The following is a 26,964-nucleotide window of genomic DNA, read 5'->3' as shown; positions in this document are numbered from 1 at the left end:
ACAGGAAAAAGGGGCTCCGAGGAGCCCCTTTCCACACGCCGGCCGAGGGATCAGTTCGTCTGCGACAGCTGATCGAGAATCGCCGGATTCTCGAGCGTGGAAGTGTCCTGCGTGATCGCCTCGCCGCGCGCGATCGAGCGCAGCAGGCGGCGCATGATCTTGCCGCTGCGCGTCTTGGGCAGGTTCTCGCCGAAGCGGATGTCCTTGGGCTTGGCGATCGGGCCGATCTCCTTGGCCACCCAGTTGCGCAGCTCGTTGGCGATCTTCTTGGCCTCGTCGCCGGTCGGGCGCGGACGCTTCAGCACGACGAAGGCGCAGATCGCCTCGCCGGTGGTGTCGTCCGGACGGCCGACGACCGCGGCCTCGGCGACCAGCTCGGTGTGGCTGACCAGCGCCGACTCGATCTCCATCGTGCCCATGCGGTGGCCCGAGACGTTGAGCACGTCGTCGATGCGGCCGGTGATCGTGAAGTAGCCGGTCTTCGGGTCGCGGATCGCGCCGTCGCCCGCCAGGTAGTACTTGCCGTGGAAGTCGGCCGGGTAGTAGCTCTTCTTGAAACGCTCCGGGTCGCCCCAGATCGTGCGGATCATGCTCGGCCACGGCTTCTTGACGACCAGGATGCCGCCCTGGCCCCAGGGCACGTCCTTGCCGGTCTCGTCGACCACCGCCGCCTGGATGCCCGGGAACGGCAGCGTGCACGAACCCGGCACCAGCGTCGTCACGCCCGGCAGCGGGGTGATCATGTGGCCGCCGGTCTCGGTCTGCCAGAAGGTGTCGACGATCGGGCAGCGGCCGCCGCCGACGTGCTTGTGATACCACTCCCAGGCCGCCGGGTTGATCGGCTCGCCGACCGAACCCAGGATGCGCAGCGAGGACAGGTCGTAGTTCTTCGGGTGCACCGCCTCGGTCGCCTCGGCGGCCTTGATCAGCGAGCGGATCGCCGTCGGCGCGGTGTAGAAGATGCTGACCTTGTGGTCCTGGATCATCTTCCAGAAGCGGCCGGCGTCGGGGAAGGTCGGCACGCCCTCGAAGACGATTTCGGTGCCGCCCAGCGCCAGCGGGCCGTAGGTGATGTAGGTGTGGCCGGTGACCCAGCCGATGTCGGCGGTGCACCAGAAGACGTCGTCTTCCTTCAGGTCGAAGGTCCACTTGGTGGTCAGCGCCGCGTGCAGCAGGTAGCCGCCGGTGCTGTGCTGCACGCCCTTGGGCTTGCCGGTCGAGCCGCTGGTGTAGAGCAGGAACAGCGGGTGCTCGGCCTCGACCCACTCGGGCTCGCAGACCTCGCTCTGGCCGGCCACGAGGTCGGCCAGCCACAGGTCGCGCGAGGCGTCGAACGGGATGTCGGCGCCGGTGCGCTTGTGCACGACGACGTGCTTGACGCTGCCGCAGCCGCCCAGCGCGATCGCCTCGTCGACGATGGTCTTCAGCGGCAGGGACTTGCCGCCGCGCTGCTGCTGGTCGGCGGTGATGACGGCCACCGCGCCGGTGTCCTCGATGCGGTCGCGCAGCGACTGCGCCGAGAAGCCGCCGAAGACCACCGAATGCGTGGCGCCGATGCGCGCGCAGGCCTGCATCGCGGCCACGCCTTCGACGCCCATCGGCAGGTAGATGACGACGCGGTCGCCCTTCTTCACGCCCAGCGACTTCAGGCCGTTGGCCATCTTGCTGACGATGGCCAGCAGCTCGCGGTAGCTGACGCGGCGCACCTCGCCGCCGTCGGCCTCGAAGACGATCGCCGTCTTGTCGCCGAGGCCGCGTTCGATGTTGCGGTCCAGGCAGTTGTACGAGGCGTTCAGCGTGCCGTCGGCGAACCACTTGAAGAACGGCGCGTCGGACTCGTCGAGCACCTGCGTGAACGGCGTCTTCCAGCTGATCAGCTCGCGCGCCAGACGCGCCCAGTAGCCCGCGTAGTCGGCCTCGGCCTCGGCGCACAGCGCGTCGTAGGCAGCCTGTCCGGAGACGTGAGCGCGAGCGACGGCGTCGGCCGGCGGCGGGTAGAGGGAGTACTCGGTGGGAGCGTCGGCGCTCGACATGATGTCAGTCTCCTAGATTTGATGGCTCGGTTCGGTGTCGACCGATGGCTCGGAAGGTAGGCAAGGGCTCTTACGAACCGCTTACTCTCCCGTCCGGCGCCGTGAAGCGGATCTGTCCGCGCTCAAGGCGCGAACTACAATTTACGTCATCGCGCATTCGCGCCCTTCCCCCCTCTCATGAAGCCTGAAAACACCGGCGCGGTCCCGAAGCTGGGGCCCCTGCCAGCGCTGATCTTCGCCAGCCGCTGGCTGCAGCTGCCGCTGTACCTGGGGCTGATCCTCGCCCAGGCGGTCTACGTCTTCAACTTCTGGGTCGAACTGGTCCACCTCATCGAGGCGGCCTTCGGCGACCAGCACGCGCTCGAGCTGCTGGTCAAGAACATCGGCTACAAGAGCGAGACCGAGGTCACCGGCCTCAACGAGACGATCATCATGCTGGTCGTGCTGGCGCTGATCGACGTCGTGATGATCAGCAACCTGCTGATCATGGTGATCGTCGGCGGCTACGAGACCTTCGTCTCGCGGCTGCGCCTCGAAGGCCACCCCGACCAGCCCGAGTGGCTGAGCCACGTGAACGCCTCGGTGCTGAAGGTGAAGCTGGCCACGGCGATCATCGGCATCAGCTCGATCCACCTGCTGAAGACCTTCATCAACGCCGCCAACTACTCGGAGAAGGTGCTGATCTGGCAGACCGTGATCCACATCGCCTTCCTGTTCTCGGCGCTGGCGATCGCGCTCGCCGACCGCGTGATGGTGCACGCCCAGCACGCCAACGACTGACCCAACGGACGACCCGCCCATGACCACGACGATCCGCCAGGCCGACCTGATCGAATCGGTCGCCGCCGCGCTGCAGTACATCTCGTACTACCACCCGGCCGACTTCATCGCCCACCTCGCACGCGCCTACGAGCGCGAGCAGAGCCCGGCGGCCAAGGACGCGATCGCGCAGATCCTGACCAACTCGCGGATGTGCGCGGAAGGCAAGCGCCCGATCTGCCAGGACACCGGCATCGTCAACGTGTTCCTGAAGATCGGCATGGACGTGAAGTGGGAAGGCTTCACCGGCTCGATCCAGGACGCCGTCGACGAAGGCGTGCGCCGCGGCTACAACCACCCGGACAACAAGCTGCGTGCGTCGGTGCTGGCCGACCCGATCTTCGAGCGCAAGAACACCCGCGACAACACGCCGGCCGTGGTCTTCATGGAGGTCGTGCCCGGCGACAAGGTCGACGTGACGGTGGCCGCCAAGGGCGGCGGCAGCGAGAACAAGAGCAAGGTCTACATGCTCAACCCCAGCGACTCGATCGTCGACTGGGTGCTCAAGACCGTGCCGACGATGGGCGCCGGCTGGTGCCCGCCGGGCATGCTGGGCATCGGCGTCGGCGGCACCGCGGAGAAGGCCGCGCTGCTCGCCAAGGAGTCGCTGATGGACGACATCGACATGCACGAGCTGCTGCAGCGCGGCCCGGCCAACAAGCTGGAAGAGCTGCGCATCGAGCTCTACGAGAAGGTCAACGCGCTGGGCATCGGCGCGCAAGGCCTGGGCGGCCTGACGACGGTGCTGGACGTCAAGATCAAGACCTGGCCGACGCACGCCGCGAGCAAGCCGATCGCGATGATCCCGAACTGCGCCGCGACGCGCCACGCGCACTTCGTGCTCGACGGCTCGGGCCCGGCCTTCCTGGAGCCGCCGAGCCTGGACCTGTGGCCCGACGTGCACTGGGCGCCCGACTACAACAAGAGCGAACGTGTCGACCTGAACACGCTGACGCCGGCGCAGGTGGCGAGCTGGAAGCCGGGGCAGACGCTGCTGCTGAGCGGCAAGATGCTCACCGGCCGCGACGCCGCGCACAAGCGCATCCAGGACATGCTGGAACGCGGCGAGCCGCTGCCGGTGGACTTCACCAACCGCGTCATCTACTACGTCGGCCCGGTCGACCCGGTGCGCGACGAGGTCGTCGGCCCGGCCGGCCCGACCACCGCGACGCGCATGGACAAGTTCACCCGCATGATGCTGGAGAAGACCGGCCTGATCGCGATGGTCGGCAAGGCCGAACGCGGCCCGGTGGCGATCCAGGCGATCAAGGACAACCAGAGCGCCTACCTGATGGCCGTCGGCGGCGCCGCCTACCTCGTGTCCAAGGCGATCAAGGCGGCCAAGGTCGTCGGCTTCGCCGACCTGGGCATGGAGGCGATCTACGAGTTCGACGTCGTCGACATGCCGGTGACGGTGGCGGTGGATGCCGGCGGCACCAGCGCCCACCAGACCGGGCCGCAGGAGTGGCAGGCGAAGATCGGCAAGATCCCGGTCGTCGTCGCCTGAAACAGGAGACCCGGTGACGCTGCGTTTCGAGGTCCATCCCGACAACCCGCAGCCGCGGCTGCTGAAGCAGGCCGCCGAGCTGCTGCGCGGCGGCGACGTGCTCGCCGTGCCGACCGACTCGAGCTACGCGCTCGTCTGCCGGCTCGACGACAAGGCCGCCGCCGAACAGCTGCGCCGGCTGCGCGGCATCGACGACAAGCACCTGCTGACGCTGCTGTGCCGCGACCTGTCGGAGCTCGCCAACTACGCGCGTGTCGACAACCGCCAGTACCGGCTGCTGAAGCTCGGCACGCCGGGGCCCTACACCTTCATCCTCGACGCCACGAAGGAAGTGCCGCGGCGCGTGTCGCACCCCTCGCGGCGCACGATCGGCCTGCGGGTGCCCGACCACCAGGTCACGCAGGACCTGCTGGCCGTCTACGGCGAACCGCTGCTGGCGACGACGCTGATCCTGCCGGGCGACGACGAGCCGCTGAACGACGTCGACGAGATCCAGGACCGGCTGGGCAAGCTGCTGCCGGCGATCATCGACGCCGGCGCCTGCCCGATGGAGCCGACGACGGTGCTGGACATGACCGCCGAGGACCCGGTGCTGGTGCGCCAGGGCCGCGGCGAACTGTCGCGCCTGGGGCTCTGACTTACTGCGCGACGCCGCTGGCCCAGGCCGAGCGGATCAGCCGGCCGCAGTTCACCGAACCGAGCGCGCCGTTGGGTGCCACGCGCGCGACGATGCCGTAGCGGGTCTTCGTCGCGTCGATCCACGGGTAGAAGCCGAAGGCGCCCGGGCTGCTGAACGCGCCGTCACCGACCTTCGGGTCGTCCTCGACCCAGTGGCCCACCGAGTAGTGCCAGCTCTCGCTCAGCGGCAGCGGCGCGTACACCGCGCTGGCGCAGGTGGCGGGGTTGGTGCAGACCGGGCCGCTGCCGAGCAGCGACTTCATCTGCAGCTTGCCGCCGAGGATCTTGCGCAGGAACAGCGCATAGGCGTCGGTGGAGATCACCGCGCCGCCGGCCATCAGCGGCTGCGAGAACGACAGCGCGATGTCGCTGCCCAGCCTGGCCTTGAACTCGGTGGCCAGCGCCTTGGTCGTCAGCGCGCCCAGGCCGACCAGGCTGGCGTGCTTCTCCATGTGGCCGCCGTCGTACTTGAACAGGCCGTCGTAGGCCGGGGTGTACACGCCGTTGCTGCCCGACGCGAGGCAGGCGTCGACGCTGGCCAGGCCGCTGCAACTGCCGAGCGAGGCGTAGCCGGAGGTCATCGACAGGAACTTGCGGTCGCTGGCCGTCAGCGCCCCGGCGCGCAGTTGCGCGACGTAGCCGCCGTACAGCCACTTCGAGGCTGACGCGATGCTGATCGGCAGCGTCGACTTCGGCGCCGTCGTCCCGGCGTCGGCCACCGAACCGCTGACCTGGCGGCCGGCGGCATTGCCGATCTCCCAGTAGAACGGGCGTGCCTGGGCGCAGGCGTTGCGGGTGCTGGCGGCCGTGGCCTTGGCCGCGGCAATGCGCTCGGCGTCGGACACCGTCGCGCTGGTGGCCGGCGGGGGCGGCGCTGCCGGTGCCTTCGGGCGCCGCAAGGCCGCCGCCGTCACCCGGGCGGCGGCAGCATCGCCGGAGGCCTGGGTGTCGGCGTCGGCATCAGCATCGGGCGCGGCGTCGGCTGCGTCCCAGGCGAGCGCGTCGGAGCGGGTGTCCAGCAGCGCCGAGGCGGCGGCGAGTTCGCTGTCGGCGAGAGCGTCGACGGCAGCCGCGTCGGCTGCGGCGGCATCATCGCCGTCGGAGCCGCCACCGCAGGCGGCCAGCGCCAGCAGACAGGCCAGCGCGACGAGATGCCGGGAGGTGTTCACGGGGTGCATGCCCCGATCTACGACCCTCCCCCGGGCGCCTTAAGCCGTTGCGGATTCAGCGATCTGCAAGCAGATGTGTGCGCCGGCGCGACGCCACGGTGTCAGAGCGCGGCGGTGACCACCAGCTCGACCTTCCAGCCCGGGCGCGCCAGCGCGGCCTGCACGGTGGCCCGCGGGGGCGCGGCGCCGGCCGGCAGCCAGGCTTCCCAGACCTCGTTCATCGCCGGGAAGTCGGCCAGGTCGGCGATGAAGATCTGCACCATCAGCAGGCGCGACTTGTCGCTGCCGGCGCGCGCCAGCAGCGCGTCGATCGCGGCCAGCACCTGGCGCGTCTGGCCGGCGATGTCCTGCGTGTCGTCGGCGGCCACCTGGCCGGCGAGGTAGCAGACGCCGTTGTGCACGGCCATTTCCGACAGGCGCGGGCCGACGTCGAAGCGCTGGATCATTTGCGGTGTCCTTTCCGGCCGTGGCCGGACTTGGGTTGCGAGGTGTGGAGGTGACGCGGCGGATGCGCCGACGCCTTGGTGTGCGAGGCCGCCGGCGCCGCCTTCTGGCCGATCTTCGACTCGGTGCCGGCCAGCAGCTTGCGGATGTTGCCCTCGTGCCGCCAGACCAGCAGCAGGCTCATGCCGACGATGGCCAGCATCGAGAGGTCGACACCCCAGACCAGCGCCTGCACCAGCGGCGCGCAGAAGGCCGCGGCGATCGAGGCCAGCGACGAGTAGCGCGTCGTGAAGGCCACCAGCAGCCAGACCGCCAGCACCGCGGCGCCGAGCGCCGGGTTCAGGCCGAGCAGCGCGCCGGCGGCCGTGGCCACGCCCTTGCCGCCCTGGAAGCGGAAGAACACCGGCCACAGGTGGCCGACGAAGGCCGCGAGGCCGACGAAGGCCGCGACCGTCGGCGCCAGGCCCCAGCGCGCACCGAACAGCACGACGGCCAGCACCGGCAGATAGCCCTTCAGCGCGTCGAACAGCAGCGTCATCAGCGCCGCCTTCTTGTTGCCCGAACGCAGCACGTTGGTCGCGCCGGGGTTGCCCGACCCGTAACTGCGGGGGTCGGCCAGCCCCATCGTGCGGCTGACCAGAACGGCGAAGGACAGGGAACCGAGCAAGTAGGCGGCCAGGATCGCGGCCGCCGCAGGAAGCGAGAACATGGGGCGCAAGTGTAAGGTCGCCGGCGGCCCCGCTCCCCGCGCGACGGCGACGCCGCGGCGACAACGCGAGCCGGCCGGGGCGGGTACATTGTTTGCTGCATCCACTCGCCCGGCGCGTCGACCATCCGGTCATTCGTGAGATGATCGGCGCCAGGCTCGCGAAGATATGACGACAGGCCGGGGACTGCCGCCCCGGAGCCATGTCATCGGGCGGGAGGATGCCCCGAGAGCCCATTTTTCGACGACAACCCGGCAGCGCCGAATGCAACGAAAAACAATCACGACGGCCCAGGCGGCGGAGCGCCTCGGGGTATCGCCACAGACGATCCAGAAGTGGGTCGACGCCGGTCACCTGCCGGCCTGGAAGACGATGGGCGGGCATCGCCGCCTCGACGCCGAGGCCGTCGAACGCATGGTCGCCGAACGGCGTGCGCGTTTCGAGGCCGCCGACGGCGTCGAGTCGATCATGCTGGTCGAGGACGATCCGGTGACCGCGGCGCTGATCGAGTCGCACCTGTCGGACCTGCGCCCCGACGCCCGGCTGCGCGTCTTCGCCGACGGCTTCACCGCGCTGCTGGATGCCGGCCGCGACGTGCCGGACTGGCTGATCACCGACATCGACCTGCCCGGCCTCGACGGCCTGCAGATGATCCGCAAGCTGCGCGAGAACCCGGCGACGCAGAAGATGCGCATCGTGCTGGCGACCAGCCACGCCGGCCCGTCGCTGGAGCGCTTCGGGCCGCTGCCCGACGGCATCCCGCTGCTGATGAAGCCGGTGACGCCCGAGGCGCTGTCGGCGGCGATGGCCGGCTGATCAGCCGGCGAGCGCGCAGTGCACCGGCCGGGCGCCGACGGCGCCGGGCAGCACACGCGGGTCGATGCCGACGAGGAAACCGCGGCGGCCGCCGTTGATCAGGATGCGCGGCAGCTCCAGCACGCTGGCCTCGACGTAGACCGGCATCGTCTTCTTCGTGCCGAACGGCGAGGTGCCGCCGACGAGGTAGCCGCTGTGGCGCTGCGCGACCTCGGGCTTGCAGGGCTCGACCGACTTGGCGCCGATCTCGCGCGCCAGGTTCTTCGTGCTGACCTGGCGGTCGCCGTGCATCAGCACGACGAGCGGGTGGGCGTGTTCGTCCTGCATCACCAGCGTCTTCACGACCTCGTGCTCGGCCACGCCGAGCTGGCGCGAGGACTCGGCGGTGCCGCCGTGGTCGACGTAGTCGTAGACGTGTTCGCTGAACTCGATGCCGGCGCGGCGCAGGAACTGCGTCGCCGGCGTCTCGCTGACGTGGGCGTTCTTCTTGGCCATGGGCTCACTGGGCAGGGTCGCGGTGGCGCCAGCGGATCGCGTCGATCTCGGCCAGCAGTTCGGGCGACAGTTCGACCGACCAGGCGGCGACGTCCTCCTCGAGCTGGGCGATGCTGGTGACACCGATGATGGTGCTGGCGACGCGCCAGCTGCGGTAGCAGAAGGCCAGCGCCAGCTGCGTGGGCGTCAGGCCGTGGCGGCGCGCCAGCGCGTTGTACTCGCGCGCCGCGACCAGCGCCTCGTCACGCGCCCAGCGCTGCAAACGCATGCTGGCGAACTGCGCCAGGCGGCCGGTGGCCGCCGGCGCGGCCTCGAAGCCGGTGGCGTCGTACTTGCCGGTCAGCGCGCCGAAACCCAGCGGCGAATACGCCAGCAGGCCGACACCGCTGCGGTGCAGCGCCTCGTCCAGGCCGTTGTCGACGCTGCGGTTGACCAGCGCGTACGGGTTCTGCACGCTGACCACCCGCGGCAGGCCGTGCTGCTCGGCCAGACGCACGAACTCCAGCAGCCCCCACGGCGTCTCGTTGGACAGGCCGACGTGGCGCACCTTGCCGGCCTTCACCAGGCCGGCCAGCGCTTCGAGCTGCTCGCGGATGCCGGTCTGCTCGCGGTCCTTGGCCGGGTCGAAGTACAGGCCGCCGAACATCGGCGCGTTGCGGTTCGGCCAGTGGATCTGGTAGAGGTCGATGACGTCGGTCTGCAGCCGCGCCAGGCTGGCGTCGCAGGCGGCGACGATGTCGGCCGGCGCCAGGTCGAGCGCGCCGCCGCGGATCCAGTCCATGTTGCGCGACGGCCCGGCGACCTTGCTCGCGATCACCAGGCGATCGCGCAGCCCGGGCCGCGCCGCCAGCCAGCGGCCGATGATGGCCTCGGTCGCACCTTGGGTCTCGGCGCGTGCCGGCACCGGGTACATCTCGGCAGCGTCGAGGAAGTCGATGCCGAGTTCGACGGCACGGTCGAGGATGGCGTGGGCGTCGGCTTCGCCCACCTGTTCGCCGAAGGTCATCGTCCCGAGGCAGATCCTCGAGACGCGGGGGCCGTCGCGGCCCAGGGTCGTGGTGTCCATCGGCGAGAGTGTGCCTCGCCGCGCGGAGGTTCGCCGCACGCAGGGCCGGCGTCAGCAAGGCCGGGGTCAGGTCTCACGCGAAAGGCCGGGGTCAGAAAGGGCGGGGTCAGGTCTCGCGAGACCTGACCCCGTTGAACCGAGGCAGGCCGAGGCAGTCCGGGGTCAGGTCCTGCGGGACCTGACCCCGTCTTCCGTTGTCTTCCGCGCCCCGCGCCTCACCCGCCCCGGCGCGCCCGTTCCTCCTCCTGCAACCGCAGCACGCGGCGCTGCACCTTGCCGGTGGTCGTCATCGGCAGCGCGTCGATGAACTCGATCTCCTTCGGGTACTCGTACGGCGCCAGGCGCTCGCGCACGTGCTGCTGCAGTTCGCCGACCAGCGCCTCGTCGCCCTGCACGCCCGGCGCCAGCACGACGTAGGCCTTGACCACCGCGCCGCGCTCGGCGTCGGGCTTGGGCACGACCGCGGCGTTGGCCACCGCCGCGTGCTTGACGAGGCAGTTCTCGATCTCGCTCGGCCCGATGCGGTAGCCGGCGGCCTTGAAGACGTCGTCGCTGCGGCCCTGGTACCAGAGGTAGCCGTCGGCATCCATCACCGCGGTGTCGCCGGTGCGGCACCAGCTCGAGGCCGGGTCGCCGGTGTACTTGGCGCGGGTCGCGGCCTCGTTGCGCCAGTAGCCGAGGAAGAAGATCGGGTCGGGGTCACCGTGGCGGTCCAGGCGATGCAGCGCGACGTCGCCGGGCACGCCGGGCGGGCACTCGCGGCCTTCGTCGTCGATCACGGCGACACGGTGGCCCGGGTAGGCGCGGCCCATGCTGCCGGGGCGCGCCGGCCAGCCGGGCACGGCGCGGCCGGCCTCGTCGACGCTGCGCGCGCAGTTGCCGACGATGTAGTTCATCTCGGTCTGGCCGAACATCTCGTTGACCGGCACGCCCAGCGCGTCGCGGCACCAGGCGAAGACGGCGTCGCCGACGGCTTCGCCGGCGCTCATCACGGCCTCGAGCTTCAGCGCATAACGCTCGGCCGGCGCGGGCACCGCCTTCATCATCGCCTTCAGCGCCGTCGGGAACAGGAAGGTGTGCGTGACGCCGTGGCGCTGCATCAGCTCGAACGCGCGTTCGGGCTGGAAACGGCCGCGGAAGGCGACGATCTCGCGGCCGAAATACAGCGTCGGCAGCAGCGCGTCCATCAGCCCGCCGGTCCAGGCCCAGTCGGCCGGGCTCCAGAACACCGCGTCGCCCTGGAAACCGTTCTGGCTGCAGACGAAACCCGGCAGGTTGCCCAGCAGGGCGCGGTGCGGGATCAACGCGCCCTTGGGCGGGCCGGTGGTGCCGCTGGTGTAGATCAGCACCGCGGCGTCGTCGGCACGCGTGCGTACGGGCTCGAAGCCGGCCGCGCCGCCGGCCAGCAGCGCGCGCCAGCCGCAGTCGGCATCGCCCTCGGCCGCGCCGACGCCGACGATCAGCGCCAACGCCGGGCATTCGGCGCGCAGGCGCAGCAGGTGCGCGAGCGTCGCCTCGTCGGCCACCGCGACGCGTGCACCGCTGTCGGCCAGACGCCAGGCCAGCGCCTCGGGACCGAACAGCACCGACAGCGGCATCGCCACCGCGCCCAGCATCGCCACGCCCATCTGCGCGACGGCGGTCTCGGGGCGCTGGGCGAGCACGATCGCGACGCGGTCGCCGCGCCCCACCCCGCGCGCCGCCAGCCCGGCGGCAAAAGCCCGCGCCTGGGCCTCGAGCTCGGCGTAACCCAGCGTCCCCGCGGCGCCGCCCTCGTCTTCCCAGCGCAGCGCGTTGCGGCCGCTGGCGGCCCAGCGCGTGCAGCAGACCTGGGCGATGTTGAACTCGTCGGGCACCTGCCAGCGCCAGGCGCGGTGCAGGAAATCGTGGGAATCGGTGGAATCGCCCGGGACGGTGTCGTGCATCGGCCCAGCTTAGGAGCAGCCCGTCGCGGCGCGAACCCGGTTCAACACCGAGAACGGTCAAGTTCGGCGGCGCGGCGCCGAAATGCCTCCAGAGCAGGCCCAGGCTGCCCGTCAGTGCCGCGGCCGAAGAACACACCGGACCCCCATGTCCTACACCGCTCTCGCCACCGTCGCGCACCGCATCCAGGTCGGCCAGCCGCTGCCCTTCAACGTGCGCAATGCCGACCTCACGCTGCTGCTGGCGCGCGGCCACCGCGTCGCGACCCCGGCGCAGCTGCAGGCGCTGCTCGAACGCGGCGCGCTCGTCGACCTGACCGAGCTGCTAGGCGACCGCGAACGCCTGGCGCAGCTGCCGCGTGAGCAGCTGCCGAGCTTCTGGCGCGACGGCCTGGGCCGCGTCGCCGAGGTGCTGCAGGCCACGCCGGCGCCGGGTTTTCGCGATGCGCTGGACGGCGCCGCGCAGCCGGTGCTGGCGCTGATCGAACGCGACCCTGACCTGGCGATCTTCCAGGTGCTGCGCCAGGAAGGCGGCGACCGCGCGGCCTACGGCGTGCGGCGCTCGGTCGGCGCGGCGATCACCGCCTACCTCGTCGCGCGCCGGCTGCACTGGGACGCCGAGGCGCTCGAACGCACGTTCAAGGTCGCGCTGACGATGAACCTGGCGATGCTCGAGCTGCAGGGCGAACTCGCCGAGCAGCGCACGCCGCTGACGCCGGCGCAGCACGCGGCGCTGCTGCGCCACCCGCTGCGCGGGCGCGAGATGCTGGAGCAGGCCGGCATCACCGACCGCCACTGGCTGCAGGCCGTCGAGCGCCACCACGAGGCCGAGGACGGCAGCGGCTACCCGACCGGCACCACCGAGGTCGGCGAGATCGCCTCGCTGGTGCGGCGCGTGGACACCTACACCGCCAAGCTCGCCGCACGTGGCCACCGCGGCGCGCTCGCCGCCGACATCGCCGGGCGCCAGATGTTCATGCAGGATCCCGGCCACCCGATGACGCTGGCGCTGGTCAAGGAGTTCGGCATCTACCCGCCGGGCTGCTTCGTGCGCCTGGTGTCGGGCGCGCTGGGCGTCGTCGTCGGCCGCGGGCCGACGGTGGCGACACCGATCGTCGCCTGCCTGATCGGCCCCGGCGGCCGGGCGCTGCCGGCGCCGCTGCGTGTCGACACCGCCGAACGTGTGCACACGGTCTCCGGCGTCGTCGGCGACCACGCCTTCGGCCGCGAGTTCACGGCCGACGAGCTGATGCAGCTGGCGCTGGCCTGATCAGCGCGCGAAGCGCTGCAGCGCCTCGCCGCTGACGCGGCAGATGCGCCAGTCGGGCAGCACCGTCGCGCCCATGCGGCGGTAGAAGCCGATCGCGTTCTCGTTCCAGTCGAGCACGCTCCACTCGAAGCGGCCGCAGCCGCGCTCGACCGCCAGCGCGCCCAGGTGCTCCAGCAGCGCCTGGCCGATGCCGTGGCCGCGCCAGGCCGGCTGCACGTACAGGTCCTCCAGGTACAGCCCGGGCCGGGCCATGAAGGTCGAGAAGTTGGTGAAGAACAGCGCGAAGCCGATGACCTCGCCGCCGCCTTCGGCGACGACCGCCTCGGCCACCGGGCGTTCGCCGAACAGATGCGGCTCCAGCGCCTCCGGCGTGGCCTGGCAGACGTGGGACAGACGTTCGAACTCGGCGAGTTCGCGGATCAGCGCGGTGATGGCCGGCAGGTCGCGCCGCTCGGCCGGGCGCAGGGAGAAGGCGGGCGTGGTCATGGCGGCATTGTCGCGTGCAGGACCGGCGCGCCGGCCGCGCGGCGCCTAGCATCGGCCGCATGGACACCGCCTGCTACACGCCACGCCGCCTGCCCGCTGCCGAGACCGTCGCGCTGCGCGGCCTGCGCTGCCACGTCCGCCGCTGGGGCGACAGCGCGCCGGCCGGCACGCGGCCGCTGGTGCTGCTGCACGGCTGGATGGACTGCGGCGCGTCGTTCCAGTTTCTGGTCGACGCGCTGGCCGAGGCCGACGGCATCGAGCGCCAGGTGTTCGCGCCCGACTGGCGCGGCTTCGGCCTGACCGAGGCGCCGCCGACCGACACCTACTGGTTCCCCGACTACCTGGCCGACCTCGACGCGCTGCTCGACGCGCTGGCGCCCGACGGCGCCGTCGACCTGCTCGGCCACAGCATGGGCGGCAACGTCGCGATGAGCTATGCCGCGCTGCGCCCGCAGCGCGTGCGCCGGCTCGTCAACCTGGAAGGCTACGGCCTGCCGGCGACCACGCCCGAGGACGCACCGGCGCGCCTCGTGCAGTGGCTCGACGAGCTGAAGACACCGCCGCTGCTGCGCGACTACGCCGACAGCGCCGAGGTCGCCGCGCGGCTGAGGAAGAACAACCCGCTGCTGCCCGCCGACAAGGCGGCCTGGCTGGCGACGCAGTGGTCGGCGCCGACGCCCGAGGGCCGCCGGCGGCTGCTCGCCGACTCGGCGCACAAACGCGTCAACCCGGTGCTGTACCGGCGCGAGGAGGCCGTCGCGACCTGGCGCCGCATCACCTCGCCGTTGCTCTTCGTCGAAGGCGACCGCGGCGAGTTCGAGACCTGGTGGGGCCACCGTTACCCGCGCGCGGACTTCGAGTCCCGCCTGGCCGTCGTGCCGCGGCTGGAACGCGAGCGTCTCGCGCCCTGCGGCCACATGGTGCACCACGACCAGCCCGAGGCGCTGGCGCGGCGGCTGGTCTCGTTCCTCGGGGGATCTCCGGCAGATCCCGATGCGTGCCTGTGCACATCGGCATGAGAAAATGGCTGTTTGCGCCCGCTGGGCGCCAAACCCAAGAAGACACATGGACATCGAACACATCAACTCGATCGGCACGCTGCTCGCCGACCTGAGTGCCCGCACCGAGCAGCTCCGGGGGTATCTTTGACTACGACCGCAAAGCTCTGCGGCTGAACGAAGTCAATGCCGCGCTGGAGAACCCCAGCGTCTGGAACGAACCCAAGCGCGCCCAGGAACTGGGGCGCGAGAAGAAGTCGCTGGAAGACGTCGTCGGCACGATCGACCACCTCGCCAGCAACCTGTCCGACAACCTCGAGCTCTACGAGATGTCGAAGGCCGACGAGGACTTCGACGGCATCGCCGCGATCGAGGCCGAGGCCCACGCGCTGCGCGAGATCGTCGAGCGGCTGGAGTTCCGCCGCATGTTCGCCAACCCGGCGGACCCGAGCAACTGCTTCATCGACATCCAGGCCGGCGCCGGCGGCACCGAAGCCTGCGACTGGGCCAGCATGCTGCTGCGCCAGTACCTGAAGTACTGCGAGAAGAAGGGCTTCAAGGCCGAGGTCATGGAAGAGACCGAAGGCGACGTGGCCGGCATCCGCAGCGCGACGCTGAAGATCGAGGGTGACTACGCCTTCGGCCACCTGCGCACCGAGACCGGCGTGCACCGCCTGGTGCGCAAGAGCCCGTTCGACTCCGCGGGCGGGCGCCACACCAGCTTCGCCAGCCTCTTCGTCTACCCCGAGGTCGACGACTCGATCGAGATCGAGATCAACCCGGCGGACGTGCGCACCGACACCTTCCGCGCCTCGGGCGCGGGCGGCCAGCACATCAACAAGACCGACTCGGCGGTGCGCCTGACGCACATCCCGACCGGCATCGTCGTGCAGTGCCAGAACGACCGTTCGCAGCACCGCAACCGCGACGAGGCCTGGGCCATGCTGCGCAGCCGGCTCTACGAGCACGAGATGCGCAAGCAGATGGAAGCGCAGCAGAAGCTCGAGGACAGCAAGACCGACGTCGGCTGGGGCCACCAGATCCGCAGCTACGTGCTCGACCAGAGCCGCATCAAGGACCTGCGCACCGGCGTGGAGATCAGCAACACGCAGAAGGTCCTCGACGGCGACCTCGACCCGTTCATCGAGGCCAGCCTGAAGCAGGGCCTGTGATGGCGGCGCGCCGCTACGCCGCGCTGCTGCTGGACATGGACGGCACGCTGATCGACAGCATGCCGATCCACCAGCAGGCCTGGGGCCGCTGGCACGCGGAGCTGGGCCTGCCGTTCGACGACGCCGGCTTCTTCCAGGCCACGGCCGGCCGCGCCAACGACGAGGTCCTCTCGGGCCTGTTCCCGGCGATGCCGGCGGCCGAACGCGCGGCGCTGGCCGAACGCAAGGAAGCGCTGTACCGCGAAGCCGCGGCCGGCGCGCTGCAGTACGTCGCCGGCGCCCAGGCCTTTCTGCAGCAGGCGCGCGCGGCGGGCTTCAAGCTCGCCGTCTGCACCGCGTCGCCGGCGGCCAACCTGCGGATCGTCTTCGAGCGTTTCGGCCTGGACCGCCTCGTCGACACCGTCGCCAGCCCCGCCGACGGCCTGCGCGGCAAGCCGCACCCGGACATCTTCGTCGAGGCCGCGCGCCGCCTGGGCGTCGCCGCGGCCGACTGCCTCGTCTTCGAGGACGCGCCGCTGGGCGTCGAAGCCGCGCGCCGCGCCGGCATGGACGCCGTGGCGCTGGCCACCACCCTGCCGCCGAGCGCCTTCGACGGCCATCCGAACCTCCTCGCCACGATTCCCGATTTCGTTGGCGTCGACCCGACCACTTTCATCCCGCGAGAACCCCACCATGCGTGAAGGCCCCGCCACCGTCGTGCACCGCCAGGACTACGCCGCCCCGGCGTACTGGATCCGCAAGGTCGAGCTCTGCTTCGACCTGGACCCCGTCAAGACCATCGTCTCGAGCAAGCTGCACATCGAGCGCAACCCGGCCGCCGAGCCGCAGCCGCTGAAGCTGCACGGCGAGGACATCACCGTGCTGCGCGTGATGGCCGCCGGCGAGAGCGTCTCGTTCCGCCACGAGGACAAGCTGCTCGTCATCGACAACCCGCCGGCCGGCGAGCAGTTCGTGCTCGAGATCCGCAACACCTGCAGCCCCGAGAAGAACACCCAGCTGTCGGGCCTGTACACCTCGGGCGGCGGCTTCTTCACGCAGTGCGAGGCCGAGGGTTTCCGCCGCATCACCTACTTCCTCGACCGTCCCGACGTGATGGCGGTCTACACGGTGACGCTGCGCGCCGACAAGAAGAAGTACCCGGTGCTGCTGTCCAACGGCAACCTCGTCGAGCAGGGTGAACTGGACGGCGGCCGCCACTTCGCCGTCTGGCACGACCCCTTCCCCAAGCCCAGCTACCTGTTCGCGCTGGTCGCCGCCGATCTCGTCTGCCGCGAGCAGAAGATCCGCACCCGCGCCGGCAAGGAGCACCTGCTGCAGGTCTTCGTGCGCCGCGGCGACCTCGGCAAGACCGAGCACGCGATGGCCTCGCTGGTGGCCTCGGTGGTCTGGGACGAAGCCCGCTTCGGCCTGCCGCTGGACCTCGAACGCTTCATGATCGTCGCGGTCGAGGACTTCAACATGGGCGCGATGGAGAACAAGGGCCTGAACATCTTCAACACGAAGTTCGTTCTGGCCAGCCCCGCCACCGCGACCGACGTCGACTTCGCCGGCATCGAGAGCGTCGTCGGCCACGAGTACTTCCACAACTGGACCGGCAACCGCATCACCTGCCGCGACTGGTTCCAGCTGTCGCTGAAGGAAGGCCTGACGGTCTTCCGCGACCAGGAGTTCTCGATGGACATGGCCGGCTCGCCTTCCGCGCGCGCCGTCAAGCGCATCGAGGACGTGCGTGCGCTGCGCGCCAGCCAGTTTCCCGAGGACGCCGGCGCGATGGCGCACCCGGTGCGCCCGGACAGCTACGCCGCGATCGACAACTTCTACACCGCCACCGTCTACGAGAAGGGCTCCGAAGTCGTGCGCATGATGCAGACGCTGGTGGGCCGTGAAGGCTTCGAGCGCGGCATCACGCTGTACTTCGAGCGCCACGACGGCCAGGCCGTCACCTGCGACGACTTCGCCCAGGCGATCGCCGACGCCAACCCCGGCAGCGAGCTCGCCACGCGGCTGGAGACCTTCAAGCGCTGGTACTCGCAGGCCGGCACGCCGCGGCTGAAGGCGCGTGGCGTCTACGACGCCGAAGCCCGCCGCTACACGCTGACGCTCACCCAGTCCGCCCTGCCCTCGCCCGGCCAGCCGACCAAGCAGCCCTTCGTGATCCCGGTGCTGGCCGCGCTGCTGGGCCGCGACGGCCGCACGCTGGCCGCCGAGCGCCTGCTGGTGCTCGACAGCGCCGAGCAGAGCTTCGTCTTCGAGGACGTGGACGCCGAGCCTGTGCCGTCGCTGCTGCGCGGCTTCAGCGCGCCGGTGATCCTGGACGACGGCCTGGGCGACGCCGAGCTGCTGACTCTGCTGGCCCATGACAGCGACGCCTTCAACCGCTGGGAAGCCGGCCAGCGCCTGGCGCTGGCGCGCCTGCTGGCGGCGGTCGAACAGGCCGCGCCGGTGACGCTGGACGAGGCTTTCGTCGAGGCGATGCGCACCGTGCTGCGCGACCCGGCACTCGACCCGGCCTTCAAGGAACTGGCGCTGACGCTGCCCAGCGAGGGCTACGTCGCCGAGCAGTTGGCCACCTTCGACCCGCAGCGCATCCACGCCGTGCGCGAGCACTTCCGTGAACAGCTGGCCAGCACGCTGCACGCCGACTGGGCCGAGGCTTTCGAGGCCAACCTGGTGCACGAAGGCTACGCGCCGACGCCGTCCCAGGCCGGCCGCCGCGCGCTCGCCAACCTGGCGCTCGCCATGCTGTGCCTGCACGCGGTGCGCAGCGGCAACCCGGTGTGGCCGGGCCGCGCCTACCAGCGTGTCAAGGACGCCAGCAACATGACCGACCGCATCGGCGCGCTGGCCGCGCTGGTGCACTCGCACTCCGAGCTGGCCGAGCCGGCGCTGGAGCGCTTCCACGCCATCGCCGGCGGCGAGCCGCTGGTCGTCGACAAGTGGTTCGCGCTGCAGGCCCAGGCCAGCGAGCCGGTCGGCGCCGGCCACGGCCGTTCGTTCGCGCGCGCCAAGGCCCTGCTCAAGCACCCGGACTTCTCGCTGAAGAACCCGAACCGCGCACGCAGCCTGATCTTCCAGCTGTGCATGAACAACCCGGCCGCCTTCCACCGCGCCGATGCCGCCGGCTACGTGTTCTGGGCCGAGCGCCTGCTGGAGATCGACCCGATCAACCCGCAGCTGGCCGCCCGCCTGGCGCGCGTGATGGACCGCTGGACGGCGCTGGCCGAGCCCTACCGCAGCGCCGCGCGCGAGGCGCTGGCGCGTGTGGCCGCCAAGCCCGACCTCAGCGACGACGTGCGCGAGGTGCTCGGCCGCGCGCTGGAGGCCCAGCAATGAAGCGCGTCAGCCTGACCCAGTACCTCGTCGAGCAGCAGCGCGAGCACGGGATGATCCCGGGCCAGCTGCGCCTCTTGATCGAGGTCGTCGCACGCGCCTGCAAGCGCATCGCGATTGCCGTCAACAAGGGCGCGCTCGGCGACGTGCTCGGCTCGGCCAGCAGCGAGAACGTGCAGGGCGAGGTGCAGAAGAAGCTGGACATCATCAGCAACGAGGTGCTGATCGAGGCCAACGAGTGGGGCGGCCACCTCGCGGCGATGGCCAGCGAGGAGATGGACTCGATCCACGTCGTGCCCAACCGCTACCCGCAGGGCGAGTACATGCTGCTGTTCGACCCGCTGGACGGCTCGAGCAACATCGACGTCAACGTCTCGATCGGCACGATCTTCAGCGTGCTGCGCAAGGTCGGCCACACGCGCGGCGTCAGCGAGGACGACTTCCTGCAGCCCGGCAAGCACCAGGCCGCGGCCGGCTACTGCATCTACGGCCCGCAGACCCAGCTGGTGCTGACGGTGGGCAACGGCGTCGTCGCCTTCACGCTGGACCGCGAGACCGGCTCCTGGGTGCTGACGCAGTCGGACATCCGCATTCCCGAGGACACGAAGGAATTCGCGATCAACATGTCCAACATGCGCCACTGGGCGCCGCCGATGCGCCGCTACGTCGAGGAATGCCTGGCCGGCAAGACCGGCCCGCGCGGCAAGGACTTCAACATGCGCTGGGTGGCCAGCATGGTCACCGACGTGCACCGCATCCTGATGCGCGGCGGCATCTTCATGTACCCGTGGGACCAGCGCGAGCCCGAGAAGCCGGGCAAGCTGCGCCTGCTCTACGAGGCCAACCCGATGGCCTTCCTCGTCGAGCAGGCCGGCGGCGCGGCGACCAACGGCCGCGAGCGCATCCTCGACGTCGTGCCGTGCAAGCTGCACGAGCGCGTGTCGGTGATGCTGGGCTCGCGCAACGAGGTCGACCGCGTCACCGCCTACCACCAGCAAACCGAGTGAAGCCTGACAATCCCCTGTTCTAGGTATTCCTGATCGGGCGGGCACTAGACTTCCCGGTGACGCTCACCGGCCCGCCCCTCCAGACCATGCTGCCCAAGACGATCGCCCTCGTCGACGACGACGCCGACTTCACCGACACCTTCGCCGCCTTCCTGCGCCGCGAGGGGGTCGAGGTCCGGGTGTTCGCCGACAGCAACGACCTGCTGGCCAGCGAATCGCCGTTCGGCTGGGACTTCTACGTCATCGACCTGATGCTGCCCGGCGTCGTCGGCGAGGAGCTGATCCGCATCCTGCGCCGGCGCACCGACGCCGGCGTGCTCGTCGTCTCGGGCAAGGTCGGCGCGTCGACCTTCGCCACCGTCGTCGACGCCGGCGCCGACATGTACCTCGAGAAGCCGGTCTCGATGGAGCAGATCCTGCTCGTCATCCGCGCGCTGCAGCGCCGCGCCGTGATGCGCGGCCAGCGCGACCAGAGCTGGGTCGTCGACCTGCGCGCCGCGCAGTTGCAGGCCCCGGACGGCGCCCGGGTCGAGCTGAGCGACACCGACCTCACGGTGCTGCGCTGCTTTCTCGACGCCGAGGGCGGCGTCGTGACACGCGACACGCTGATCCAGCGCCTGGGCCGCGACAACACCAGCACGCTGGACAACACGCTGCACGCGACGATCTACCGTCTGCGCCGGCGCATCGAGAAGGCCTCGACCAGCCTGGTGCCGCTGCAGTCCGAGCCGCGCATCGGCTACGTCTTCCGCGCGCCGCTGAAGTCGCTTTGAGGCCTTGGCGGCGGCGCGTCAGCCGCCGTCCTCCTGCCCCTGCGGCACGGTCAGCGTGAAGACGCTGCCGCCAGCATCGCTGCGCACCTCGGCCGTGCCGCCCTGCAACTGCAGCGCGCGGCGCACGATGAACAGCCCCAGCCCCTGGCCGTGCACGTCGTGGCGGCCGCGCACGCCGCGTTCGAACACCCGCGGCAGCAGCGCCGGCGCGATGCCGGGCCCCTCGTCGGCAACCTCGAAGACCACCGCCAGCGGCTCCTCGCTGTCGACGATGCGCAGCGTCACCGGCGTGCCTGGCGTCGCGTAGGCCAGCGCGTTGGCGAGCACGTTGCGCAGCGCCAGACGCATCAGCCCGACGTCCATCGCCGCGGTGCGCACGGCGCTGTCGCGCTGCAGGCGAACCCGCGGACGCTCCTCCTCGGGCAGGTCGCCGAGCACGAGGCCGACCAGCATGTCCAGATCGGTGTCGCGCAGCGGCGGCGCGCGGTCCTCGATCATCCGCGTCGACACGGCCAGCGTGTTGTCCAGCGAACGCGTGATCTCGCGCAGCACCCGGCGCGCGCGGTCCAGCCCGGGCACCGCCGGCACCGCGCCGTGCATCGCGTCGGCCACGCCCTGCAGCACGGCCTGGGCGTTGTGCAGCGGCTGGCGCACCTCGTGCGAGATCACGCGCAGCAGCTCCTGGCGCTCGTCGGACAGCGCACGCAACGCCTGCGCCTGCTGCTCGGCCAGTTCACGTTGCTCGGTGACTTCGGCGAGCTGGGCGCCGCGCAGCCGCGCCCGGCGTTCGGCCATCTCGATCGCGAAACCGACATAACCCAGGTTGGCCCACAACGCCGTCAGCATCCAGGCCAGCAGCAGCAGCTCGGTGTCGAAAGCCGTCGCCAGCTGGCTGGGGCTGGCGCCGAGGCCGCTGAAGACGGCGGCCAGCCGCGCCAGCAGCAGCAGCGCGACGACCCCGTAGGCCCAGCCCACCATCGCCGCGCTGCGGCTGGCCCGCGCACGGCTCAAGGCCCGCGCCTCGTGCCACAGCGCCAGCGAGGCCAGGGTGTTGAACGCCAGGTTGCCGAGCACACGCCAGCGTGGGTCGACCGCGTCGAGCAGCGGCACCGCCGTGCAGGCCAGCGTCACCAGCGCCGCCAGCGTGCCCCAGGGCAGCGGCCGCTCGCGTTCACGGTGCAGCGCCGCCCAGCGCAGCGCGAAGCCGGCATAACCGAAGATGTTGGCGGCGACGATCGCCGGCAGGTGCGGCAGCGCCCCGCGCGCGGCGTAGACCAGCATCATCACGCCGGCCATCGCCGAGCCGGCGCACCACAGCAGCGTGCTGCGGCGGTCGTGGCGCCCGGTCAGCACGGTCCAGACCGCGGCCGCCAGGCCGAGGTGGATCAGTCCGACCAGCACCCAGGTCGTGGCGACGTCCAGCGGCAGCGGTGCAAGCATGGCGGCGGAGGATAAGGGCGGCCCGGCGGTGCGCCGCGGCGCTCAGCGCGCCAGCCGCGACGCCGGGTCCAGCAGCTCGACCAGCAGGTCCTCGTGGGCCTGACGCCACTGCGCCATCTCGGCCGCACCGGGCGCGCGGATGACGAGCTCGCGCATCGTCGCGTGGATCAGCGGCGACAAGGCCAGCCACGGCGCCCGCGACAGCACGCTGGGCGTGGCGCCGGCGGCCTCGCGCGCGGCCAGCGCACGCTGCAGCACCGCCTCGTACGGGCCGATGACCTGGCGGTCCCAGAGCTCCAGCAGATGGCCGACACGCTCGCGCTCGGCGATCATCAGCCACAGCACGCGCAGGCCGGCCGGGTCGGCGATCTGGGCGTACAGCCGGTCCACCAGCCAGGCCGCGAACTCGCGTGTCGGCACGCGGGCGTCGGGTTCGGGCATGCCCTCCAGCGAGGGCATCGCCAGCGAACGCCGCAGCAGCGCCTCGAACACCGCGTCCTTGCTGTCGAAGTGCGCGTACAGCCCGCCCTTGGACAGGCCGGCACGGCGGGCGATGTCGTCCATGCGCGTGTCGCCGTAGCCGCGTTCACAAAACTCCACCAGCGCCGCGTCGAGGATCTGCTGGACGCGGACCTCGGGCGACAGCCGGCGGCGCGGCGCGCTGGCGGGGGCCTGGGCGGGTTCCATCGCGCAATGTTATCTCGCGGCCAGGGCCACGGTTCACTAACGACTCATGAGTCGCTAAGATCCATCTCCGAGGAAGGACTTCGCATGATCCGAACCCTGGCGGATGCCGTACCCCGCCGCGTGCCGCGCCGGCCACTGGCCGCGCTGGCGCTCGCCGCACTGGCCGCCGGCTGCGCCGCACCACCCGACCGCGGCGCACCGCCGGTGCCGCCGGCCGCGCCGCCCGGCGTGATTCGCGCCGCCGACGCCGGCGCCACCGTGCCGGGCTGGCGCGAGTACTTCGCCGAACCCGGCCTGCAGGCGCTGATCGCCCAGGCGCTGGCGAACAACCGCGACCTGCGCATCGCCGCGCGGCGCGTCGACGAAGCCGCCGCCGGCTATGGGCTGCAGCGCGCCGACGAAGGGCCGACGATCGGCCTGCAGTCGCGCGGCATCCGCTACCACACGCCGGCCGACCTGAGCCTGACGCGCCAGGCCGGCACGGCCGGCGCGCAGAGCGCCGGCCTCGGCTTCTCGAGCTGGGAAGTCGACCTCTTCGGCCGCCTGCGCGCGCTGTCGGACAGCGCGCGTGAACGCTGGCTGGCCAGCGAGGCCGCACGCCGCGCCGTCGAACTGCAGCTCGTCGCCCAGGTCGCCGACGGCTACTTCGGCCTCTGCGAGCTGGACGAACGCCTGGCGCTGGCACGCGAGACGGTGGCCAGCCGCCGCGAGAGCCTGCGCATCACCAGCCGCCGCGTCGAGGTCGGCTCGAGCTCGAGGCTGACGCTGCTGCAGGTGCGCACGCTGCTGACGCAGGCGCAGTCGCTGGTGGCGACGCTGGAACGCGAACGCGCCGCGCAGCTGGAAGCGCTGGCGCTGCTGGCCGGCGCGAGGCCGGTGCTGCCCGAGCCGCTGCCGCGCCTGGACGCTCTGGCCGCACTCGCACCGCTGGCGCCCGGGCTGCCGGCGACACTGCTCGAACGCCGGCCGGACCTCGTCGCCGCCGAGGCCCAGTTGCGCGCCAGCCGCGCCAGTGTCGCCGCGGCGCGGGCCGCCTTCTTCCCGCAGGTCACGCTGACCGGCCAGTGGGGCAGCGCCAGCGCCGAGCTGTCGGGGCTGTTCGAGTCGGGCAGCCGGCAATGGCTGTTCACGCCGTCGATCGCGCTGCCGCTGTGGGACTGGGGGCTGCGCGCACGCAACCTCGATCTCGCCGAGGCGCGGCGCGACATCGCCGTCGCGCAGTACGAGAAGAGCGTGCAGGCGGCGTTCCGCGACGTCGCCGACGCGCTGTCGGCGCGCCGCTGGGTCGACGAGCAGGTGCTCATCGCCGGCGACGCGCTCGCCGCGCAGCGCGAACGCGCCCGGCTGGCGCGGCTGCGCTGGGACACCGGCTCCTCCAGCTTCCTCGACGTGCTCGACGCCGAACGCGACCTGCTGGCCGCGCAGCAGGCCGAGGTGCAGGCGCGGCGCGGCGCGCTGGCCGCCCGCGTCGCGCTGTTCGCCGCGCTGGGCGGCGGCACGGCCGCCACTCCTTCTTCCGAACCGGATCACCTCACGCCATGAACGCAGCACTCCGCAAGTACTCGACCTGGATCGTGCTGGCCGCCGTGGTGGCCGCGGTCGCCGTGCTCGCGCTGAAGGCGCGTGGCAACGGCGACGAGCCCGGCCTGGTGTCCGGCAACGGCCGCCTCGAAGCCACCGAGATCGACGTCGCCGCCAAGATGGCCGGCCGGGTGGAACGCATCAGCGTCGCCGAAGGCGATTTCGTCCGCGCCGGCCAGCCGCTGGCGACGATGCAGACGAGTTCGCTGCAGGCCCAGCACGACGAGGCGACGGCGCGGCTGGCGCAGGCCGAGAGCACGGTGGCCAGCGCCCGCGCCCAGGTCGCGGTGCGCGAAGCCGACCGGCGCGCCGCCGAGGCCCTGGTCGCGCAGCGCGAGAGCGAGCTCGACGCGGCGACACGCCGGCGTGAACGTTCGGCTTCGCTGCAGGCCGAAGGCGCGTCGTCGGCGCAGGAGGTCGACGACGACAACGCGCGTGTACGCGGCGTGCAGGCGGCGCTGGTCGCCGCGCGCGCCCAGGTCGCCGCCGCCGAGGCCGCGGCCGCGGCCGCACGCACCCAGGTCGACGGCGCGCTGGCGACCGTCGAGGCGGCGCGCGCCACGGTGGCGCGCATCCGCTCCGAACTCGACGACACGGTGCTCGTCGCGCCACGCGCCGGCCGCGTGCAGTTCCTCGTCGCCCAGCCGGGCGAGGTGGTCGGCGCCGGCGGCAAGGTGCTCAACCTCGTCGACCTGGCCGACGTCTACATGACCTTCTTCGTGCCCGAGGCCGCCGCCGGCCGGCTGGCGCTGGGTTCGGAGGTGCGCATCGTGCTCGACGCCGCGCCCGGCGCGGTGATCCCGGCGCAGGTCAGCTTCGTCGCCAGCACCGCGCAGTTCACGCCGAAGACGGTGGAGACGGCCAGCGAGCGCCAGAAGATGATGTTCCGCGTGAAGGCGCGCATCGCGCCTGAGCTGCTGCAGCGCTACCGCGATCAGGTCAAGACCGGCCTGCCCGGTGTCGCCTGGGTGCGCACCGACCCGGCCCAGCCCTGGCCCGAACACCTGGCGCTGAAGGTCAAGCCGTGACCGAGCCCGTCGTCCGCGCCGAAGGCCTGACGCTGGCCTATGGCGCGGTGCAGGCGCTGGCCGACGTGTCGCTGGCCTTGCCGGCGGGCTGCCGGGTCGGGCTGATCGGCCCCGACGGCGTCGGCAAGTCCAGCCTGCTGTCGCTGGTGGCCGGCGCGCGCGCGCTGCAGCAGGGCCGGCTGCAGGTGCTGGGCGGCGACATGGCCGATGCCGCGCACCGCAGCGCCGCCTGCCCGCGCATCGCCTACATGCCGCAGGGGCTGGGGCGCAACCTCTACCCGACGCTGTCGGTCGAGGAGAACCTGCAGTTCTTCGGCCGGCTGTTCGGCCACGGCGCCGACGAGCGCCGCCGGCGCATCGATTCGCTGACCGCGGCCACCGGCCTCGCGCCCTTCCTCGAGCGCCCGGCGGGCAAGCTCTCCGGCGGCATGAAGCAGAAGCTGGCGCTGTGCTGCGCGCTGATCCACGACCCGGACCTGCTGATCCTGGACGAGCCGACGACCGGCGTCGACCCGCTGTCGCGCGCCCAGTTCTGGGACCTGATCGACTCGCTGCGCGCCGACCGGCCGCAGATGAGCGTCGTCGTCGCCACCGCCTACATGGAAGAGGCCGAACGTTTCGACTGGCTGGTGGCGATGGACGGCGGCCGCGTGCTGGCCACCGGCACGCCGGCCGAGCTGCGCGCGCGCACCGGCTGCGCGGCGCTGGAACAGGCTTTCATCGCCCTGCTGCCCGAGGAGCGCCGCCGCGGCCACCGTGCCGTCACGGTGCCGCCGCTGGCCGAAGGCGGCGAGGACGAGATCGCGATCGAGGCCCAGGGCCTGACGATGCGTTTCGGCGACTTCACCGCCGTCGACCACGTCGACTTCCGCATCCGCCGGGGCGAGATCTTCGGTTTCCTCGGCTCCAACGGCTGCGGCAAGTCGACGACGATGAAGATCCTGACCGGCCTGCTGCCGGCCAGCGAAGGCCGGGCCTGGCTCTTCGGCCACGAGGTCGACGCCGCCGACATCGGCACGCGCCGGCGCGTCGGCTACATGTCGCAGGCGTTTTCGCTCTACGGCGAGCTGACGGTGCGCCAGAACCTGGTGCTGCACGCGCGGCTGTTCCAGATGCCGGAGGAGACGATCGCCGCGCGGGTCGACGAGATGCTGGAGCGCTTCGACCTGCAGGCCGAAGCCGACACGCTGCCCGAGACACTGCCGCTGGGCATGCGCCAGCGCCTGTCGCTGGCGGTGGCGATGGTGCACCACCCCGAGCTGCTGATCCTCGACGAACCGACCTCGGGCGTCGACCCGATCGCGCGCGACCGCTTCTGGGAGCTGCTGATCGAGCTCGCGCGCCGCGACCGCGTGACGATCTTCATCTCCACGCACTTCATGAACGAGGCCGAGCGCTGCGACCGCATCTCGCTGATGCACGCCGGCCGCGTGCTCGTCAGCGACCGGCCGCAGGCGCTGCGCGAGGCGCGCGGCGCGGCGACGCTGGAGCAGGCCTTCATCGCCTGGCTGCGCGAAGCCGGCGGCGGTGACGCCG

24 protein-coding genes are annotated in these 26,964 nt (G+C 71.5%); 14 read left to right on the top strand and 10 right to left on the bottom strand.

Annotated elements, in window-relative coordinates; genetic code table 11:
* Nucleotides 1-50: 50 nt before the first annotated feature.
* Entirely contained in the window at nt 51-2,033 is a 1,983-nt protein-coding gene (acs, locus tag RBXJA2T_RS05825; protein ID WP_009856406.1) for an acetate--CoA ligase, read from the bottom strand.
* Between the two features lie 177 nt (nt 2,034-2,210).
* Here acs and RBXJA2T_RS05820 point away from each other — a divergent pair, with 177 nt between their 5' ends.
* From RBXJA2T_RS05820 to RBXJA2T_RS05810, 3 genes are read left to right on the top strand one after another with little or no spacing between them, the layout of a single operon-like run.
* Nucleotides 2,211-2,813: a TIGR00645 family protein gene (locus RBXJA2T_RS05820; protein WP_009856405.1), complete on the top strand. Its 603-nt coding sequence runs from the start codon at nt 2,211-2,213 to the stop codon at nt 2,811-2,813.
* 19 nt (nt 2,814-2,832) lie between these two features.
* Nucleotides 2,833-4,359: a fumarate hydratase gene (locus RBXJA2T_RS05815; protein ID WP_009856404.1), complete on the top strand. Its 1,527-nt coding sequence runs from the start codon at nt 2,833-2,835 to the stop codon at nt 4,357-4,359.
* A gap of 13 nt (nt 4,360-4,372) precedes the next feature.
* Nucleotides 4,373-4,996 carry an L-threonylcarbamoyladenylate synthase gene (locus tag RBXJA2T_RS05810; RefSeq protein WP_009856403.1) on the top strand — a complete coding sequence of 208 codons (624 nt, stop codon included), beginning with the start codon at nt 4,373-4,375 and terminating at the stop codon, nt 4,994-4,996.
* A gap of 1 nt (nt 4,997) precedes the next feature.
* Here RBXJA2T_RS05810 and RBXJA2T_RS05805 read toward each other — a convergent pair whose 3' ends face one another.
* The 3 genes from RBXJA2T_RS05805 to plsY form a co-directional block, all read right to left on the bottom strand.
* Complete coding sequence (locus RBXJA2T_RS05805) at nt 4,998-6,215, bottom strand: hypothetical protein (RefSeq protein ID WP_009856402.1); 1,218 nt, start codon at nt 6,213-6,215, stop codon at nt 4,998-5,000.
* Between the two features lie 92 nt (nt 6,216-6,307).
* Complete coding sequence (locus RBXJA2T_RS05800) at nt 6,308-6,652, bottom strand: RidA family protein (RefSeq protein WP_009856401.1); 345 nt, start codon at nt 6,650-6,652, stop codon at nt 6,308-6,310.
* Nucleotides 6,649-7,359, bottom strand: a complete 711-nt coding sequence (gene plsY, locus RBXJA2T_RS05795; RefSeq protein WP_009856400.1) for a glycerol-3-phosphate 1-O-acyltransferase PlsY — start codon at nt 7,357-7,359, stop codon at nt 6,649-6,651. Before plsY ends, RBXJA2T_RS05800 begins: the two co-directional genes overlap by 4 nt.
* Nucleotides 7,360-7,621: 262 nt before the next feature.
* Here plsY and RBXJA2T_RS05790 point away from each other — a divergent pair, with 262 nt between their 5' ends.
* The gene (locus tag RBXJA2T_RS05790) at nt 7,622-8,173 is read left to right on the top strand and encodes an excisionase family DNA-binding protein (RefSeq protein WP_039956507.1); all 552 of its coding nucleotides are present in this window, start codon (nt 7,622-7,624) and stop codon (nt 8,171-8,173) included.
* Here RBXJA2T_RS05790 and ybaK read toward each other — a convergent pair whose 3' ends face one another.
* The 3 genes from ybaK to RBXJA2T_RS05775 form a co-directional block, all read right to left on the bottom strand.
* Complete coding sequence (gene ybaK, locus RBXJA2T_RS05785; RefSeq protein WP_009856398.1) at nt 8,174-8,668, bottom strand: Cys-tRNA(Pro) deacylase; 495 nt, start codon at nt 8,666-8,668, stop codon at nt 8,174-8,176.
* Nucleotides 8,669-8,672: 4 nt separating this feature from the next.
* Nucleotides 8,673-9,734 (bottom strand): aldo/keto reductase, encoded by a 1,062-nt coding sequence (locus RBXJA2T_RS05780; RefSeq protein WP_009856397.1) that lies wholly within the window; start codon nt 9,732-9,734, stop codon nt 8,673-8,675.
* Nucleotides 9,735-9,949: 215 nt separating this feature from the next.
* Nucleotides 9,950-11,659, bottom strand: a complete 1,710-nt coding sequence (locus RBXJA2T_RS05775) for an acetate--CoA ligase (RefSeq protein ID WP_009856396.1) — start codon at nt 11,657-11,659, stop codon at nt 9,950-9,952.
* A gap of 145 nt (nt 11,660-11,804) precedes the next feature.
* On the opposite strand from RBXJA2T_RS05775, the gene RBXJA2T_RS05770 reads away from it, so the two are divergent.
* Complete coding sequence (locus RBXJA2T_RS05770) at nt 11,805-12,926, top strand: HD-GYP domain-containing protein (RefSeq protein ID WP_009856395.1); 1,122 nt, start codon at nt 11,805-11,807, stop codon at nt 12,924-12,926.
* Here the strand turns inward: RBXJA2T_RS05770 and RBXJA2T_RS05765 are convergent, their stop codons facing one another.
* Nucleotides 12,927-13,412, bottom strand: a complete 486-nt coding sequence (locus tag RBXJA2T_RS05765) for a GNAT family N-acetyltransferase (RefSeq protein WP_009856394.1) — start codon at nt 13,410-13,412, stop codon at nt 12,927-12,929.
* 59 nt (nt 13,413-13,471) lie between these two features.
* Between RBXJA2T_RS05765 and RBXJA2T_RS05760 the strand changes: the two genes are divergently transcribed.
* The 6 genes from RBXJA2T_RS05760 (at nt 13,472) to RBXJA2T_RS05735 (ending at nt 20,692) form a co-directional block, all read left to right on the top strand.
* Nucleotides 13,472-14,431 (top strand): alpha/beta fold hydrolase, encoded by a 960-nt coding sequence (locus RBXJA2T_RS05760; RefSeq protein ID WP_009856393.1) that lies wholly within the window; start codon nt 13,472-13,474, stop codon nt 14,429-14,431.
* A 46-nt stretch (nt 14,432-14,477) separates the two neighbouring features.
* Nucleotides 14,478-15,582, top strand: a protein-coding gene (gene prfB, locus RBXJA2T_RS05755; protein ID WP_138938793.1) for a peptide chain release factor 2 whose coding sequence is annotated in 2 segments (ribosomal slippage) — nt 14,478-14,558 and nt 14,560-15,582 — 1,104 coding nt in all. Because the reading frame shifts where the segments join, the coding sequence is not laid out codon by codon here.
* On the top strand, nt 15,582-16,262 hold the full coding sequence (locus RBXJA2T_RS05750; protein WP_009856391.1) for an HAD family hydrolase: 681 nt from the start codon (nt 15,582-15,584) through the stop codon (nt 16,260-16,262). The genes prfB and RBXJA2T_RS05750 overlap by 1 nt, the downstream gene beginning before the upstream one ends.
* Nucleotides 16,255-18,915, top strand: a complete 2,661-nt coding sequence (pepN, locus tag RBXJA2T_RS05745; RefSeq protein ID WP_009856390.1) for an aminopeptidase N — start codon at nt 16,255-16,257, stop codon at nt 18,913-18,915. The genes RBXJA2T_RS05750 and pepN overlap by 8 nt, the downstream gene beginning before the upstream one ends.
* On the top strand, nt 18,912-19,919 hold the full coding sequence (locus RBXJA2T_RS05740; protein WP_009856389.1) for a class 1 fructose-bisphosphatase: 1,008 nt from the start codon (nt 18,912-18,914) through the stop codon (nt 19,917-19,919). The genes pepN and RBXJA2T_RS05740 overlap by 4 nt, the downstream gene beginning before the upstream one ends.
* A gap of 86 nt (nt 19,920-20,005) precedes the next feature.
* The gene (locus RBXJA2T_RS05735) at nt 20,006-20,692 is read left to right on the top strand and encodes a response regulator transcription factor (RefSeq protein WP_009856388.1); all 687 of its coding nucleotides are present in this window, start codon (nt 20,006-20,008) and stop codon (nt 20,690-20,692) included.
* A gap of 18 nt (nt 20,693-20,710) precedes the next feature.
* Here the strand turns inward: RBXJA2T_RS05735 and RBXJA2T_RS05730 are convergent, their stop codons facing one another.
* Both RBXJA2T_RS05730 and RBXJA2T_RS05725 read right to left on the bottom strand, forming a co-directional pair.
* Nucleotides 20,711-22,132 carry a sensor histidine kinase gene (locus tag RBXJA2T_RS05730; protein WP_009856387.1) on the bottom strand — a complete coding sequence of 474 codons (1,422 nt, stop codon included), beginning with the start codon at nt 22,130-22,132 and terminating at the stop codon, nt 20,711-20,713.
* A 42-nt stretch (nt 22,133-22,174) separates the two neighbouring features.
* Nucleotides 22,175-22,819, bottom strand: a complete 645-nt coding sequence (locus RBXJA2T_RS05725) for a TetR/AcrR family transcriptional regulator (RefSeq protein ID WP_009856386.1) — start codon at nt 22,817-22,819, stop codon at nt 22,175-22,177.
* Between the two features lie 84 nt (nt 22,820-22,903).
* Between RBXJA2T_RS05725 and RBXJA2T_RS05720 the strand changes: the two genes are divergently transcribed.
* From RBXJA2T_RS05720 to RBXJA2T_RS05710, 3 genes are all read left to right on the top strand, one after another.
* Nucleotides 22,904-24,361 carry an efflux transporter outer membrane subunit gene (locus RBXJA2T_RS05720; RefSeq protein ID WP_050801741.1) on the top strand — a complete coding sequence of 486 codons (1,458 nt, stop codon included), beginning with the start codon at nt 22,904-22,906 and terminating at the stop codon, nt 24,359-24,361.
* A complete protein-coding gene (locus RBXJA2T_RS05715) occupies nt 24,358-25,428 on the top strand; it encodes an HlyD family secretion protein (protein ID WP_009856384.1) in 1,071 nt (356 codons plus the stop codon). The genes RBXJA2T_RS05720 and RBXJA2T_RS05715 overlap by 4 nt, the downstream gene beginning before the upstream one ends.
* Nucleotides 25,425-26,964: ATP-binding cassette domain-containing protein (locus RBXJA2T_RS05710; protein ID WP_009856383.1), on the top strand; the 1,540-nt coding region annotated here is incomplete at its 3' end. The genes RBXJA2T_RS05715 and RBXJA2T_RS05710, both read left to right, overlap by 4 nt.

Source organism: Rubrivivax benzoatilyticus JA2 = ATCC BAA-35 (assembly GCF_000190375.1).
GTDB classification, from domain to species: Bacteria; Pseudomonadota; Gammaproteobacteria; order Burkholderiales; family Burkholderiaceae_C; genus Rubrivivax; species Rubrivivax benzoatilyticus.
The sequence above is the reverse complement of the archived record's forward strand: the minus strand, read 5'-3'. Positions and strand labels throughout refer to the sequence as shown.

Excerpts from the sequence above, each read along its gene's own strand:
- RBXJA2T_RS05765 (WP_009856394.1), bottom strand. The coding sequence starts at position 13,412 with ATGACCACGCCCGCCTTCTCCCTGCGCCCGGCCGAGCGGCGCGACCTG.
- RBXJA2T_RS05800 (WP_009856401.1), bottom strand. The coding sequence starts at position 6,652 with ATGATCCAGCGCTTCGACGTCGGCCCGCGCCTGTCGGAAATGGCCGTG.
- RBXJA2T_RS05740 (WP_009856389.1), top strand. The coding sequence starts at position 18,912 with ATGAAGCGCGTCAGCCTGACCCAGTACCTCGTCGAGCAGCAGCGCGAG.
- RBXJA2T_RS05725 (WP_009856386.1), bottom strand. The coding sequence starts at position 22,819 with ATGGAACCCGCCCAGGCCCCCGCCAGCGCGCCGCGCCGCCGGCTGTCG.
- RBXJA2T_RS05760 (WP_009856393.1), top strand. The coding sequence starts at position 13,472 with ATGGACACCGCCTGCTACACGCCACGCCGCCTGCCCGCTGCCGAGACC.
- plsY (WP_009856400.1), bottom strand. The coding sequence starts at position 7,359 with ATGTTCTCGCTTCCTGCGGCGGCCGCGATCCTGGCCGCCTACTTGCTC.
- RBXJA2T_RS05750 (WP_009856391.1), top strand. The coding sequence starts at position 15,582 with ATGGCGGCGCGCCGCTACGCCGCGCTGCTGCTGGACATGGACGGCACG.
- RBXJA2T_RS05775 (WP_009856396.1), bottom strand. The coding sequence starts at position 11,659 with ATGCACGACACCGTCCCGGGCGATTCCACCGATTCCCACGATTTCCTG.
- acs (WP_009856406.1), bottom strand. The coding sequence starts at position 2,033 with ATGTCGAGCGCCGACGCTCCCACCGAGTACTCCCTCTACCCGCCGCCG.
- RBXJA2T_RS05715 (WP_009856384.1), top strand. The coding sequence starts at position 24,358 with ATGAACGCAGCACTCCGCAAGTACTCGACCTGGATCGTGCTGGCCGCC.
- RBXJA2T_RS05735 (WP_009856388.1), top strand. The coding sequence starts at position 20,006 with ATGCTGCCCAAGACGATCGCCCTCGTCGACGACGACGCCGACTTCACC.
- ybaK (WP_009856398.1), bottom strand. The coding sequence starts at position 8,668 with ATGGCCAAGAAGAACGCCCACGTCAGCGAGACGCCGGCGACGCAGTTC.
- RBXJA2T_RS05720 (WP_050801741.1), top strand. The coding sequence starts at position 22,904 with ATGATCCGAACCCTGGCGGATGCCGTACCCCGCCGCGTGCCGCGCCGG.
- RBXJA2T_RS05820 (WP_009856405.1), top strand. The coding sequence starts at position 2,211 with ATGAAGCCTGAAAACACCGGCGCGGTCCCGAAGCTGGGGCCCCTGCCA.
- RBXJA2T_RS05815 (WP_009856404.1), top strand. The coding sequence starts at position 2,833 with ATGACCACGACGATCCGCCAGGCCGACCTGATCGAATCGGTCGCCGCC.
- RBXJA2T_RS05730 (WP_009856387.1), bottom strand. The coding sequence starts at position 22,132 with ATGCTTGCACCGCTGCCGCTGGACGTCGCCACGACCTGGGTGCTGGTC.
- RBXJA2T_RS05790 (WP_039956507.1), top strand. The coding sequence starts at position 7,622 with ATGCAACGAAAAACAATCACGACGGCCCAGGCGGCGGAGCGCCTCGGG.
- RBXJA2T_RS05805 (WP_009856402.1), bottom strand. The coding sequence starts at position 6,215 with ATGCACCCCGTGAACACCTCCCGGCATCTCGTCGCGCTGGCCTGTCTG.
- RBXJA2T_RS05770 (WP_009856395.1), top strand. The coding sequence starts at position 11,805 with ATGTCCTACACCGCTCTCGCCACCGTCGCGCACCGCATCCAGGTCGGC.
- RBXJA2T_RS05780 (WP_009856397.1), bottom strand. The coding sequence starts at position 9,734 with ATGGACACCACGACCCTGGGCCGCGACGGCCCCCGCGTCTCGAGGATC.
- pepN (WP_009856390.1), top strand. The coding sequence starts at position 16,255 with ATGCGTGAAGGCCCCGCCACCGTCGTGCACCGCCAGGACTACGCCGCC.